Below are 14,031 nucleotides of genomic sequence, written 5' to 3'. Positions count from 1 at the left end.
ATCAGCCTTCGCCTGCGGCTCGGCTTCTGCGACTCCCCCTCAAGGGGGGAGTCGGCGAGGCAAACGCGGCGTCCCTTCGACCAGGCAGGAGCCCGCAGCCGAGCCGGAGGGGGGCAATCGCGGCGTCCCTCAAGCTGGAGGGGGGCCCAGTCTCCGAGGTTCGTAACAGGTCCTTGTTTTACTATGTATGATCTGCACGGCAGGGCAGGGGTGGCACTTGCCCGCGATTCTCATTTTTTTCTGAAGGTGATTCCCGGCTTGATCATCTCGGCCGTGGTCATCCCCACCAGCCCCGAGACGGACTCATCCGCCAATATCCCGAATGACTGTGCGTGAACCGGATTCAGCCAGAGCTTCCAGGGCGGATTGAGGGTGGGCGGGATGGATTCGTCCGAATCGGCGCTCAAGTAGAACCAGGCCAGCAGGGTGGCGACACTGGTGGTGACCCTCTTCTCGGCCCCTTCGCCCCACAATCCCTGCTCGCTTCGAACCCTCAGCAGCCAGCGGATGGTGAGATCCAGCTCCACCAGCATCCAGTTGGTCAAATCTTTGTCGTCCAAGAGGTAGTAGGCGGCTTGAACCGCCTCGGCCCAAAAGGGGATGACGCCCAGCGAGCCCTGCAAGGAGATGTTTCCATCGACGATGGAGGGGATCTGTCCGTTGGGCCTGCGGCTCCGGACCAGCCAACGCACCCCGTCCGCCGCCAGCCGCCGGTATTCCGGGTTCTCGGTGAGCGCGTAGAGCTGAGAAAAAAACAGGCTGCCGGCTGCGGTGGAAGCCGTGGAGGGTCCGACCGAAACCTGGCCGTTGAGAGTTCCCAAGGCGATGGCGCCTTCATCCTCGCCTCCGGTGATGACCCAGCCACTCGAACCGTCCCAACCTTTCCGCGCCCCATCCCCCTGGTAGCCCTCCACCAGGACCCGGGCGTACCGTTCCAGGGCCTGGCGATAGGCCCGCCGGCGGGCTTTGTCCGCATAGACATGGCTCCGTGCCAGGGCAGCGGCCGCCAGGCAGGAATCGGCCGAGTTCAAGGGCAGGCCGCCCTCCCGGCCGGCCCACAATGCCCCGGTGTTGCCGGCTGTTGTTCGCACCGGCTGCTGCTGCGCAATCAGCCGATCTCCCCACCCCAAGGCCGCATTCAGGTAGCGCTTCTGCTTTCCGGCCAGATCGTAGCCGGCCAGCAGGGCGCGAATCGAAGCGGCTGAAGTCGAGGCGGCAGACTCCGACTCCTCGGTGGCCTGGGTCTCGATCCAATCGCAAATCTCCACCAGGTAGTGCTTCAACTGTTTTTTGGCGGCTTTTCGGAAGAGCTTCTTGGCCTGAAGCTGAGCCGGCATGGCTACGGCCAGCAACAGCACAAGCAGAAGCAGCCTCCTTGCGGAGAAACATTTCATGGGAATTTTCAACTTCCCGCCAGGTATTTCAGGCGAAGGCTGGCGGAGCGACGGGCGGGACCGATGTTACGTTTTGGTTGGTTATTAGTGGTTAGCCGGGCTGGGAGCGGGCCACTGACTCGCCGCATGGGTGACAGCGGGGATGACGGATGCAATGCCCCCGGGCTCATGCCCGGGGTTCGAGGTGAACTGCAGATCCATCCATCGGCCACCGGAGAACAACGGCGCCACCGGCTGCCGCATTCGGATTACTTCTCAAGAACGAACTTGGTCATCAGGTACTTGTATCGACCCTGCTCCTCCGGTCCGATCTCCTTGTCCACCATCCGGGCCGTGGCCACCTCCCCCCGGACCACCACCTGTTCCTTGCGATAGACGTCCGAAGTGACGGAATTACCTTCCAGCACATATCCCAGGTCGCCAAAACCGCTCTTGGTGATGTGCTCGACGGTGACTCCCGAGGACGCCTTGGTATCGATACTGATCTGCCGATTCCAGTAGTCCTTGTTGTTAAGGGACCAGTTGTAATAGGTAACGACAACCTCCACATCCTGGTTGACCTGGTCGATCTCAAGCCGATCCTTGAAGCTGGCCGTCTGCAGATTGGCTTCGTCCATCTTCTGGTAGACCTGAACGGTAAAGTCATTCGCGGGGGGCTTGGGCACTTTGGCCTGCTCCACCGCAGGCTCGGGCGCAACCTCTTCCACAGGCTGTCCCCGTTTCTTGCTCTTCTTCTTGGACTTCTTCTGGTTGGCGGAAAGCGGTGAGTGTGGCCCATCCACCAGGCTGCCCACCAGCAGACACAAACCGACCGCCAAAGCCAGACGGCCGCAGAACCGACAGAGGCCCGAGAGTAAACGTCTCATGGCTTCCTCCTCAAAAACCTCGGCGCGGGTTCGCACCGAATCGGTCAGAATTCCTTTGGGAAACGCCCTCCATTATAGTACCGACGTCAGCCAGCGCAAGAAATTCGGACTACATCTTGTATTTACCCAGGTCCTCGTCATTCAGGTTCTCCAGCCAGCGCTTCAGTTCCTCGTCGCCGGACTTCTCCTTGTCGGCCGAGGCTGCCTTGGAGGTCTTGATCACCTCTTCCTCCACGAAAATCGGAGAATCCGTGCGCAGCGCCAGAGCCAGGGCGTCGCTGGGACGGGAGTCGATCGAGATCAGGCGGCCTTCCCGTTCCAGCCAAATGATGGCATAAAAAGTATCGTCCTTGAGCTGGTTCACCACCACCTTCATCACCGAACAGCTCAAACCATTCAGGATGTTTCTCAGCAGATCGTGGGTCATGGGGCGCGGGCTGGAGATTTTTTCGATTTCCAGGGCGATGGCATTGGCCTCGTAAACGCCAACCCAAATGGGCAGCAGGGCGTTGCCCTCAGCCCCCTTCAAGATCACGATTGGCACATTGGTGACCGGATCCATCATCAAGCCGCGAATCTTCATTTCAATCTGCATTCTCGAGCTCCTCGGCCGCCAGTTTCTCGCCGCACCCACCGGCGTCATTCCAGTGTCCTGTCTCAGAAATAAGACTACCACCCAACCAATTCTCCCCGCAAACTGTTGGGGGCAAAACCGGTCACTCTCACCGGCACGAACCGGCCCAGCAACTCGGGAGGCCCGCTGAAGTTGACGATCTTGTTTTGGGTCGTTCGTCCCGCCAGCACCCGGCTGTCCCTCCGGCTGCTTCCATCCACCAGGACTTCGAATTCCTTACCCACCAGGCGTTCATGCCTTTCGAGTTGAATCTTGCGTTGAAACTGTTGGAGAACCTGGAGCCGGCGGCTCTTCTCCGCCTCGGGAATCACATCCTGGAATGCGAAGGCCTCGGTCCCCGGACGGGGGGAGAACTTGAAGGAAAACATGGAATCGTATCCGACCGTCTCCACCATGGAGAGCGTCTCCTCGAATTGCTGCTGGGTCTCTCCAGGGAATCCCACGATGATGTCGGTGGAGAGGGCGATTTCCCTCCTGGAGCGCTTCAGGAAGGCGACCTTTTCCAGATATTGCTCGCGGGTGTAGTCCCGCTTCATTCGCTGCAGGACGGGAGTGGAACCCGACTGCAAGGGCAAATGAATCTGGTTGCAGACCTCGGGGACCGTTTCGATCACCTCCACGATGTCGGGCTGAAAGTCGCTCGGATGGGGAGAGGTGAAGCGGACACGTCGGAGTCCCTCGATCCTCGCCACCCGACGCAGCAGGTCGGTGAAGGAGGCGATCTCACCCAGAGGGTCCCTCCAGGAGTTGACCGTCTGCCCGAGCAGGGTGACTTCCCGAAAACCCCGGGAGGACAAGCCCTCCACTTCGGACAAAACGTGCCGGCCGGGGCGGCTGCGCTCGGGTCCCCGGGTGTAGGGAACGACACAGAAGGAGCAGAAGCGGTTGCATCCTTCCATAATGGTGACGAAGGCCTTGTAGGGGCTCTCCCTGGTGCCGGCCTCGGTTTCGAACAAGCGGTCGCTGTCCTGGGAAACATCGATCACCTGCGGCTCTCCCTGCTCCAGCCTGGAAACCAACCCGGGCAAGAAGGAGTAACTGCTGGATCCGACCACCAGGTCCACCTTGGGAGCCTTCTTGAAAATGGCGGCCCCCTCCATCTGGGCCATGCAACCGAGCAGGCCGATCTTGGCGGTGGGCTTGGCCCCATAGGTCTGACGCACGGCTCCCAGACGGGAAAACACCTTCTGGTTGGCTTTCTCCCGGATATTGCAGGTGTTGAGCAGCAGCAGATCGGCCTCGGCGGCATTGGAGGTGGGCGCGTATCCCATCTTCACAAGGGTGCCGGCCACCTTTTCGGAGTCGTGATGATTCATCTGACAACCGAAAGTCTCGATAAAGAATTTCTTGCCTTGGGACATGGTTGACCGCAAATGGTGTCCGTCCGGGCCGGCCGGATCGGGAAGGCCGATAGGAACGGCACCGTTGGTTCACGCAAGACGTCTGCGTGAACCGTCATTAAGAATGCAGGAACGTGCCCCCAAAGTCGAGCCTTTAGCCGCATTCATCAATTCGAAGCGCTGTTCAGAAGTTCGGCGGCATGCTTCAGGACATTCTCGGTTACCCGTTCCCCGCTGATCATGCGGGCTATTTCGCGAATACGGCTCTCCCGGTCCAGCCGGGCGACCCGGGTCACCGTCCGGTTTTTGTCCACTCTCTTCTCGATATGAAAGTGGTTGTCGGCATAGGAGGCAATCTGCGGGAGGTGTGTTACGCACAATACCTGGTTGGCCCTGGAAAGAACCTTGAGTTTCCGCCCCACCACGTCGGCTGCCCGACCACCGATGCCGCTATCGACTTCGTCAAAGATCAGTGTTTTCCCTCCGTCATCGATGGAACGAATGGTTTTCAAGGCCAGCATGATCCTCGAGACCTCTCCGCCGGAGGCGATCTTGGCCAGAGCCTTCAGATCTTCACCCGGATTGGGACTGATCAGGAAGTCGATCACGTCGGTCCCGTTCGCGCTGCCGGGCACCCCGGGCCCGGACGAAGCCTGTCCACTGCGGCCGGAAGCGGAAGAGAAGGCCACCCGGAACCGGGTTTTCTCCATGGCCAGTTGCCCCAACTCTCTACCCATGGAGCGCTCGAGCTTCTCGGCGGCCTTTTTTCGCTGGAGGCTGAGCGACCCCGCCCGACTCAGATAGCCGCTCTCCAGAGCCTGCAGTTCCTTCTCGATCGAATCGACCTTGCGGTCAGCTTCCTGCAGTTCCTCCAGCTCTCCTTCGATCCGCCGGCCATAGGCCATGACGGCCTCAACCGATTCCCCGTACTTTCGCTTGAGACGGTCGATTTCGACCAGGCGCTCCTCGATCCGATCCAGCCGCGAGGGGTTCACCTCGATCCTGGAGGCATATTCTCGCAACGCCAACGAAACATCCTCGATACTGATGCAGGCCGATTGAAACTGCTCCTGAAGACCCCGGCAGCGGGCGTCCAGAGACTCCAACTCCTCCAGCAGCCGGCCGGTCTGCCTGAGTCGGGCCCCAATCGAATCCTCCGATTCGTAGAGGTGGGCATAGGCCTGATGAGCGGCCTGGAAGAGACGGTCCGCGTTGGACAGCAGGCGGCGCTCCTCCAGGAGTTGAGATTCCTCATCGGGGGAGGACAAGGCCGCCTTGCGGATTTCATCGACCTGAAACGAAAGCAGATCGATAGCCCGCAGCCTTTCCTGCTCGCTCAATTTCAATCGCCGGACCTGCTCCCAGCCTCGCTCCAGCCTGGCGTAGAGGTCTTCAACCTCAGCCCGGGGCCCCTGATGGCCGCCGTAGAGATCGAGCCACTGCAATTGGGAATCGCGACTGAAAAGCGACTGTTGGTCGCTCTGCCCGTGAATGTCCACACAATGGGTCCCCAGCTTCCTGAGGAAGGCAACCGGCACCATCTGGTTGTTGACGTAAGCCCGTCCCCTGCCGTCCGCAACGACTTCTCTCCGGACGATCACCCCCTCCGGATCGAACTCAAGCCCGCTCTCCTCCAGCGGTCCGCGCAACCGCTCCACGCCCTCGAAGCAGCCCGAAACCGTGGCCTTGCCGGACCCGGTACGAACCATTTCGGCCCGTGCCTTGGCGCCCGCCAGCAGCCCCAGGGCATCGACGATGATCGACTTGCCCGAACCTGTTTCCCCCGTCAACAGGTTCAGTCCCTCCCGAAACTCCAGGGAAAGATGGTCGACCAAGGCGAAATCGCGTATTTCGAGGAACTTCAACATAGGGCGGACGGGAGCCGGTCTGAAATCGTGGAATCTGCTTCAGGAAGAGGGCTGAGTGTACCATAGAAGCCGCACGGCGGGGACCGGTCCGACAGCCCTGTTTTGAAACCCGTGAAACCACTACGCTACCGGGTGTCGATGAGGATCCGGAGCACGGTTGACGATCCCGAGAGGTCTATGGTAACTTCCGGCACAACACGGTAGGAAAGAGGTTCATTCCGGCTGTCCGGGAAAACGCTGGGGGAACTGTTTGCCGATAGATCCAGGCGGTCTGCTTCCTGTGCTCGCGCAGGGAGCCGAGATGGACTTGTTGAAGTTGATCCTTCAGTCGGGTCCCTTGGCCAAGGGCGTCCTGCTGGTTCTTGTATTCTTCTCTATTTTTTCCTGGGCAATCACCTTCAAGAAATACTTTTACCTGAAGAAGCTCCGCGCCGATTCGGAAGCCTTCCTGCGCATCTTTCGAAAGAGCAAGCGCTTTTCGGAAATCAGCTCAGCTTCCGAAACCTTGAGGCATACTCCCCTGGTCGAGGTCTTTCTGGCCGGCTACGAGGAACTGGAAGCCCAGTTGATGAGCCAACCTGCCGGTGACCGCCCCGCCCCGTCTCCAACGCTCAAGACCATCAACGTCATTCAGAGGGCGCTATCCCGAGCCTCCTCGGTACAACTGACCAAGCTGGAACGCAATATGAGCTGGTTGGCCACAACGGCCTCGGTGGCCCCCTTTATCGGGCTGTTCGGCACGGTCCTGGGCGTCATCGACGCCTTTGCCGGCCTGGGAATGGAGGGGGCGGCCACAATCCGCGCCGTAGCCCCGGGCATATCGGAGGCTCTCATCGCCACCGCGGCCGGTCTGTTTGCAGCAATTCCGGCGGTGATTGCCTACAACTACTTTGTGCACCATCTCAAGGAGTTCGCCTCCGCCATGGACGACTTCTCTCTGGAGTTCCTGAACCTCATGGAGCGGACCTTCCTCTAAACCGGCCGCCGGGCCGATCCGGCAAACCCGCTCCCGAGGTCTGGCGTCCAAGTACGATTCAAGGGTGAACCGATGGCATTCACCAACTCGCAGGGTAGAACCCAGACGTCTCTTTCCGAAATCAACGTGGTTCCCCTCGTGGACGTGGTGCTGGTCCTGCTCATCATCTTCATGCTGACTGCGCCCATTATTCAATCCGGAATCGAGGTCAGCGTCCCCAAGACCAGGACGGTCAGTGAGTTGACCAGGGAACTGCTGGTGGTCAGCATCAACCGGGAACAGAGGCTTTTCGTAGGCTCCGATCCCATCAACATCAACGATCTGGGAGCCCGCCTCCAGGCCAGGATCAAGGACCCCGAATCCGCCATGATCTACTTGCGCGCCGACGAGGAAGTGCCCTTCGGAACCATCGCCCGGGTCATGGACCGGGCCAGGCTTGCAGGCGTGAAGAATATCAACGTGGTCACCCAGCCGGAACAGTAACCGGGATGCTTTCAGCCCCGCCGGCCGGTGAGGGCCGAACCTCTGCTCCCGTCCTGTCCTGGTGTTCTGCCTCTGAAATAGGGTTGCCATATTTCGGAGCGCAACGGCGCCGGATTCCAGGAGCGACGACGATGCAATGCCATTCATTGTGAGGAGGAGCGACGACGAAGACGGCGCCGTTCCGCCCGAACCCGGAGGGCCGATGGAGGTTCCCAATGGGTAGAGCACAGCGGTGCCTGTTGGCTGAAACGCAACGGGGCTTTCCTACCGACCGTTTCCCGGTGGAACCTCCATCGGAGATGGTAATCCTATTTCTGAGGCAGGACACTAAAGTTCGATGCCGGCCCAGCGACACTCCATTTTTGAAATTCAGAAGGAAAAACTGGGGGGCTACCTCTACCTGTCGGTGGTCAGCCATCTGCTGGTGGGGGTGAGCTTCTTCCTGCTGCCCTCCTACCTCAACCCGAGCGCCGATCCATGGGGAGACAGCCAGGGTGGTGGCGGCTCCATATCGGTGGGCCTGGTGCAGGGATCAACCATTCACGGATTGAACCTGCCGCGTCCCAAGCAGACCACGGCCAGCAACATCGCCACAGAGTCCAAGGGACTGGGCCAGACCGAGGAGGCCAAGGCGGCCGCCCCCGAGCCGGAGGCGCCCGACCCCAAGGCCTTCGAGGTCAAGAAGAAGAAGCGCAGGGTCAGGAAACGACCTCGAGCACGGCGGCAAGCTCCCAAACAGGTTGCCCGGATCCCTCCTTCCAATAGAGTTCCCTTTGGCGAGGGCGGTGCTCCCGATCTCTCCTACTCCCAGTTTAAGACCGGCATGGGATCGGGTGGTATCGGTTTGGGTGACGGGTTCTTCGGTAAGAAGTATGGCTGGTACGTGAGGCAGATTCGCGACATCGTCAGCAGCAACTGGCAGAAAAACCTGGTCAGCCCCAACGTGCGCACGGCGAAGCGGGTGGTGATTCAATTCACCATCCGCCGGAACGGGTCCATAGCCAGGGAAACCATCAAGCAATCCAGCGGGGTCCCGTCGCTGGACCGTTCCGGACTCAGGGCCATCAAGGCTTCCCGATTCCCTCCCCTTCCCGGAGGAGAGACCCGGTTGGTGGCTGAATTCTGGTTCGAGCATTCCAGGTAGTCCTATTTCCGGGACAGGACACTGACAGGACACCAGATAACGGAAAACCCATGACTAAATTTCTTGCCTCTGCCTGCCTGCTGTCGATGACATTCCTCAGTGGCCCATTGGCGGCCGCCGCCCAGGACAACGACAGCCAGGTCCGAGTCGTGGTTACCGAGGGAGTCAGGGCCCGCGTGGCCGTGGCCGATTTTCAGCAACGCGGCTCCCAGGAGGAACTGGAGCGGCACACCCGCCTATTCGACGATGTCTTGTGGAACGACCTGCGGCGGGCCGGGGTGTTCGAGCTGGTGCCCAAGAGTTTTTACCCCCTGCAACTGCCCTCGCAACCCTACGAGGTCGACTACGAGGAGTGGACCGCTGAAGAGGTGCAGGCTCAAAACCTGGTCTATGGCAATTCCTATATGCAGCGCGGCCAGTTTGTGGTCGAGGCTCGGTTGATCGACGTGAACACCCGGGAGTCCATCATCGGGAACCGCTACCGGGTCGATCCGGATGAGGAGGGCGTCCGATCGCTGGCCCACCGCTTCGCCGATGAAATCGTGCTCCGCATCGGTGGAGGGGTTCGAGGCGTCGCTTCCACCCGGATTGCCTTTGTCTCCAACCGCAACGGCCACAAGGAAATCTTCACCATGGACTACGATGGCCATGGGCAGAAAGCGCTCACCAACCACCGTTCCATCAGCCTGACTCCCCGCTGGTCTCTCGACAACTCACGCATCGCCTACACTTCCTACCACCGAGGCAATCCCGACCTGTATTTTCGTACCGTCTACGACCAAAGGCTCATCCCCTTCTCCCAACGCGGCGGCTTGACCACCACGCCGGCCTTTGCCCCCGACGGGGAAAGGATCGCCTTCAGCTCCAGCAAGAGCCGTGACCCCGAAATCTACGTTTCCGATCTCCGCGGCCGCCGCCTCCGCCGGCTGACCCGGGCCCGCGGCGTGGACATCTCGCCCGTATGGAACCCCAAGTCCGGAAGGCAAATCGCTTTCGTCTCCGGTCGCAGCGGTTCTCCCCAGATCTGGATCATGGATGAGGACGGCTCCAACCTGCGCCGGTTGATTAACGAAGGCGGCGAGGCCGTGAGTCCCTCCTGGAGTCCGGACGGCGTGCACATCGCTTTCTCCTGGAGGAGGCGACTAACGGGACGATTCGACATCTACCTGCTGGACGTGGTCAGCGGACGATTCAGCCAGCTGACTCGAGACGGCGCCAACAATGAGCATCCCGTCTGGTCGCCCGACAGTCGTCATATTGCCTACGAGTCCAACCGTTTCGGCAGCCGGCAGATCTTCATCATGCTGGCCGACGGGACTCAGAAGGAGCAGCTCACGCACCAGGGCCAAAACACCTCTCCCGCCTGGTCCAATTACTTTCAGCGTTGATTTTTTTGCTTTACACTGGATTTATTTTTTATAGACTAGTGCCCGCTATCAAAGTTTCGGGACACGATTACGCTTCCACACCCATCTTGGAACGGAGGAAGGAAATTATGAAAAACAGGAAGTCCTTGAACGTGGCTGCCCTGTGCCTGTTCGCGCTCCTCATCGCAATCTCGGGCGGCTGTAAGAAGAAGGTGCCGGTCGCGCCTCCGGAAGAGCCTGCGCCGCCTCCCCCGCCGCCCAAGCCCACGGCGACCTTGACGGCCAACCCGACAACCATCCAGAAGGGAAAGTCCTCGACCCTGACCTGGAGCACCACCAACGCCACCAACGTCTCCATCGACCAGGGAATAGGCGACGTGAGCACCAGCGGGTCGCGCTCGGTATCTCCCAGTTCTTCCACGACCTATACGTTGACCGCCAAGGGCGAGGGCGGAACCACTACTGCAAGCGCCCGGGTGACGGTCACGGCACCGCCCCCACCGCCTCCCAAGCCCAAGAAGAGAGAACCGACTGTCGAGGAGATGTTCACCAAGAAGGTCAAGGACATCTATTTCGACTACGACAAGTCGGAGATCCGGGACGACGCCCGCACCACCCTGGCGGCGGCCTCCGAGTTCCTCAAGAAATACCCGCAAGTCAGCTTCACCATTGAAGGCCATTGCGACGAGCGGGGCAGCGAGGAATACAACCTGGGTCTGGGCGACCGCAGAGCCAATGCCGCCCTCAGCCATCTCACCTCCATGGGAATCTCCAGCTCTAGGGTCAAGACCATCAGCTACGGCAAGGAGAGGCCCCAGTGCATGGAGTCCAATGAGTCCTGCTGGCAAAAGAACCGCCGGGCCCATTTCGTGCTGAGTCGCTGACGCAAGCAATCCCTGCGGCGCGGCCGCCCCCTGATCCTCCAGGGGGTGGCCCGTCGCATCCGTTTTGTTCTCCCTCCAGCCATAGGATTCCCACCTTTAGCCGGGTGGTTCTCTCCTCAAGTACTCCCAAGATCCGAAGCTTTCTGTCGCGCCACAGGGGCGTTAGCGCGCATTGCTCACCAAGTCGCAACTTAAGCGAGTTTGCAAAATTCGCCAGCGGGACCGTTGCCGGGAATGGCCACAAAGGGCACAAAAAGAGCAGAACGACGAGAAACGACCAAGGCATGCGGGCTTTGTGTGATCAGATCCGGCAGGCGGGCTTCAACCTGCATGGATCCTCAAGACTCGAAATCAAGAAATTCGTTTTGTGACTCCTGTGCTTATTGTGGTTAGACAGCATTTTGCACCAGGTCGCACCCGATATTGAAAGAGGCGGAACATCCCATTTTCCGGATGGTTCCCCGACTCTTTTCCGCGGCCCAACCCGAACTTGCCCTGCCGAACAGCCGCTGCTATCATTCACCAAACGACCGCTTCGGACCCCCAGATATCGAGGTGACCAAATTGCTTAGACACACCCTGTTGCCCAGCCTAGGGATTCTGTTGATGGCGATGCTTCCGGCCTCGGCTCAAAAAAGGGAAATCATCCGGCTGCAAGCCGACGTTTCCATCATGCAGCAGCAACTGCGGGAACTGCAGAAGGGCTTCGACTCCGACATCGCTGTCTTGAAAGACCTGGTTGAGAAGCTCTTCGACCAGTCGAACAGGATGCAGGCCGCTCTTGAAGGCATGAAGTCATCGAACCGACAGACGGAAACGGCCGTCGGGGCCAAGATCGATTCGCTGGAGACCCAGTTCTCGGTGGTCAACACTGGAATCGACATGGTGATGGAAAGAATCAACAAGCTCTCCATGCAAATGGCGGAGACCAAGACTCAGGTCGTCGAGTCCCTGGACAACCCGCGGCGCCCGAGCGGTGCTCCGTCTCCGGAGGCACTCTACAATTCCGCCTACGGCGACTACCTCAAGGGCAGCTATGACCTGGCCCGGGAGGGATTTCAGGAATACGTCAACAACTACCCGCAAACCGAACTCTCGGACAACGCTCTCTATTGGATCGGCGAAACCTTTTACGGGATCCGGAACTTTGCCGAAGCTGTAGATGCCTTTGACCGGGTGATACAGATCTACCCCAAGGGCGACAAGGTCCCGGCGGCGATCTTGAAGAAGGGGTTCAGCTACCTGGAGCTCGAAAACCGGCAGGCCGGGGTCAAGGAGCTCCGCTGGGTCATCCAGAAGCACCCGTCCTCCGAAGAGGCCAAGATCGCCAGAAATCGTCTGAAAATCCTGGGCGTATCGGCACGCGCCCCTCGCCGGAAGGCGTCGCGCCGCTGAAGAATTTCTCCCGAACCAATTCTCCCATCGAAGGTTACAAGGAGGCGTGGAATGGCAGGTTCAGTCAACAAGGTGATTCTGGTGGGCAGGTTGGGACAGGACCCCGAAGTCAGATACACGCAAGGAGGCACGGCGGTCGCCAACCTTCGCATCGCCACCGACGAGACCTGGAAGGATCAGAGCGGCGAAAGGCAGCAGCGAACGGAGTGGCACACGGTCGTCCTCTGGCGAAGACTGGCGGAAATCTGCGGCCAGTACCTCAGCAAGGGAAGGCTGGTCTACATCGAGGGGAAACTGCAAACCCGGAGTTGGCAGGACAGGGAGGGCAACAAGCGCTACTCCACCGAGGTTCAGGCCGACAACATGGTCATGCTGGGCGGCCGATCCGAGGAAGGACAAGCGGCGCCGGCAGCCCAACCCGCCGCTGTAGCCAACTCGGACACCGGGGCTTCCGACGACGACATCCCATTTTAGCCGGCCCGTTCCCGTGTTCATCGGCAAGCAGATCGGCCCTTACCGAATTCTCTCCAGAGACCGGCTGGCGGACACCCGGTGCTTCCATAAGGCGACCCACATCGAGCGACGGGAGACCGTCGCTCTCTTGTTCCTGAAGCGCCCGCCGCGGCAGGATGACCCTGCCGAATCGCAGTTCCTGCAGAAGCTGGCTCTCTACGCCACCCTGGACCACTCCAACCTGGCCCGACTCTTCCCGATCGAGGCCCACGAGGACCTTCATATTCTCCCCATGGAGTTCATGCATGGGACCACGCTGGCCGAGACGATCGGCGCGGGCCCTTGCGACTTCGACCAGGCCCTTCAGACAGCCATTCAAGCCGCCCGCGCACTGCTGGAGGTACACGAGAACGGCCTCGTCCACGGACAACTCACCTCACGCAGCCTGTTCCTGCAGGAAGGCAACCAGGTCAAGCTGCTCGACGCCGTCCTGCCCTATCTGCCGCCCCACCTGGTCCTGCAGGATCCGGAGGCCCCGGAGTCGCGGGCACCGGACCCTCCAGCGGGTCAGCCGCCCCTGCTGCACCTCAGCTACCGGGCGCCGGAGCAGGTGCGGGGGGAGCCTGCAGACGCCAGGAGCGACCTGTTCTCCCTGGGGGCCGTGCTTTACGAAATATCTCTGGGGGAGTTTCTCTTCACGGGTGAGGATGGGGTCGCACTGGACCGGCAGATCCAGGACCGGGAGCTTCCCAGGCTGATTTCGGTACGGCCCCACACATCTCCGGGCTGGAGCCGCCTGTTGGGAGCCCTCCTGCAAAAGGACCCGGGCGACCGATACCCCTCCGCCTACGAGCTGTTGAGTGACCTGGAAAAGCTCAACTACGGATTCAGCCTGGACAAACTGGCATTTCGCCCGGCCAACCCCAGGCTCACCCGCCGCGGATTCTTCAGAAGCTTTACCGGCGACCCGGAGGAATGATCAGCCACTCCCCGTCCCCGACGACGGGACGGATCATACAGGGTGAAACAGGGACCTTTTACGAACCTCGGAGACTGGGGCCCCATCCGGCTCGACTGCGGGCGGGATCTCCTAACTGACGATCTTGCTAATTCCGTCCCCCCCACCGGTTCGACTACGGGCGGATCTCCTATCTGGCTATCTCGCCGATTCCGTCCCCCCCACCGGTTCGACTGCGGGCGGAGCCCTTGTCTCACCGACTCCCCCTC

The 14,031-nt window shown here is 60.4% G+C and carries 13 protein-coding genes; 8 read left to right on the top strand and 5 right to left on the bottom strand.

Annotated elements, in window-relative coordinates; all coding sequences use genetic code 11:
- Positions 1–230: 230 nt before the first annotated feature.
- The 5 genes from OXI69_09485 to recN all read right to left on the bottom strand — a co-directional run bounded on the left by OXI69_09485 (position 231) and on the right by recN (position 6,102).
- Positions 231–1,394, bottom strand: a complete 1,164-nt coding sequence (locus OXI69_09485; protein MDE2666372.1) for a hypothetical protein — start codon at positions 1,392–1,394, stop codon at positions 231–233.
- Between the two features lie 248 nt (positions 1,395–1,642).
- Positions 1,643–2,260 carry a hypothetical protein gene (locus OXI69_09480; GenBank protein MDE2666371.1) on the bottom strand — a complete coding sequence of 206 codons (618 nt, stop codon included), beginning with the start codon at positions 2,258–2,260 and terminating at the stop codon, positions 1,643–1,645.
- Positions 2,261–2,369: 109 nt separating this feature from the next.
- Positions 2,370–2,855: a bifunctional nuclease family protein gene (locus tag OXI69_09475; protein MDE2666370.1), complete on the bottom strand. Its 486-nt coding sequence runs from the start codon at positions 2,853–2,855 to the stop codon at positions 2,370–2,372.
- A gap of 74 nt (positions 2,856–2,929) precedes the next feature.
- Positions 2,930–4,255 (bottom strand): tRNA (N6-isopentenyl adenosine(37)-C2)-methylthiotransferase MiaB, encoded by a 1,326-nt coding sequence (miaB, locus tag OXI69_09470; protein ID MDE2666369.1) that lies wholly within the window; start codon positions 4,253–4,255, stop codon positions 2,930–2,932.
- A 146-nt stretch (positions 4,256–4,401) separates the two neighbouring features.
- Positions 4,402–6,102: a DNA repair protein RecN gene (gene recN / locus OXI69_09465; GenBank protein MDE2666368.1), complete on the bottom strand. Its 1,701-nt coding sequence runs from the start codon at positions 6,100–6,102 to the stop codon at positions 4,402–4,404.
- A gap of 301 nt (positions 6,103–6,403) precedes the next feature.
- Between recN and OXI69_09460 the strand changes: the two genes are divergently transcribed.
- The 8 genes from OXI69_09460 to OXI69_09425 all read left to right on the top strand — a co-directional run bounded on the left by OXI69_09460 (position 6,404) and on the right by OXI69_09425 (position 13,783).
- Positions 6,404–7,078 (top strand): MotA/TolQ/ExbB proton channel family protein, encoded by a 675-nt coding sequence (locus tag OXI69_09460; protein ID MDE2666367.1) that lies wholly within the window; start codon positions 6,404–6,406, stop codon positions 7,076–7,078.
- A 72-nt stretch (positions 7,079–7,150) separates the two neighbouring features.
- Positions 7,151–7,561, top strand: coding sequence for a biopolymer transporter ExbD (locus OXI69_09455; protein MDE2666366.1), 411 nt, complete (start codon positions 7,151–7,153; stop codon positions 7,559–7,561).
- A gap of 337 nt (positions 7,562–7,898) precedes the next feature.
- The gene (locus OXI69_09450; protein MDE2666365.1) at positions 7,899–8,705 is read left to right on the top strand and encodes an energy transducer TonB; all 807 of its coding nucleotides are present in this window, start codon (positions 7,899–7,901) and stop codon (positions 8,703–8,705) included.
- A 50-nt stretch (positions 8,706–8,755) separates the two neighbouring features.
- Entirely contained in the window at positions 8,756–10,093 is a 1,338-nt protein-coding gene (gene tolB, locus OXI69_09445) for a Tol-Pal system beta propeller repeat protein TolB (GenBank protein MDE2666364.1), read from the top strand.
- A gap of 107 nt (positions 10,094–10,200) precedes the next feature.
- Positions 10,201–10,956 carry a peptidoglycan-associated lipoprotein Pal gene (gene pal / locus OXI69_09440; GenBank protein ID MDE2666363.1) on the top strand — a complete coding sequence of 252 codons (756 nt, stop codon included), beginning with the start codon at positions 10,201–10,203 and terminating at the stop codon, positions 10,954–10,956.
- Positions 10,957–11,562: 606 nt separating this feature from the next.
- Positions 11,563–12,351, top strand: a complete 789-nt coding sequence (ybgF, locus tag OXI69_09435) for a tol-pal system protein YbgF (protein MDE2666362.1) — start codon at positions 11,563–11,565, stop codon at positions 12,349–12,351.
- Between the two features lie 51 nt (positions 12,352–12,402).
- Complete coding sequence (locus OXI69_09430; GenBank protein MDE2666361.1) at positions 12,403–12,825, top strand: single-stranded DNA-binding protein; 423 nt, start codon at positions 12,403–12,405, stop codon at positions 12,823–12,825.
- A 13-nt stretch (positions 12,826–12,838) separates the two neighbouring features.
- Positions 12,839–13,783, top strand: coding sequence for a serine/threonine-protein kinase (locus OXI69_09425; protein ID MDE2666360.1), 945 nt, complete (start codon positions 12,839–12,841; stop codon positions 13,781–13,783).
- The last annotated feature ends 248 nt before the right edge of the window (positions 13,784–14,031 follow it).

The sequence above is a fragment of the Acidobacteriota bacterium genome, assembly GCA_028875575.1.
Classification (GTDB): Bacteria; Acidobacteriota; Terriglobia; order Versatilivoradales; family Versatilivoraceae; genus Versatilivorator.
The sequence above is the reverse complement of the archived record's forward strand: the minus strand, read 5'-3'. Positions and strand labels throughout refer to the sequence as shown.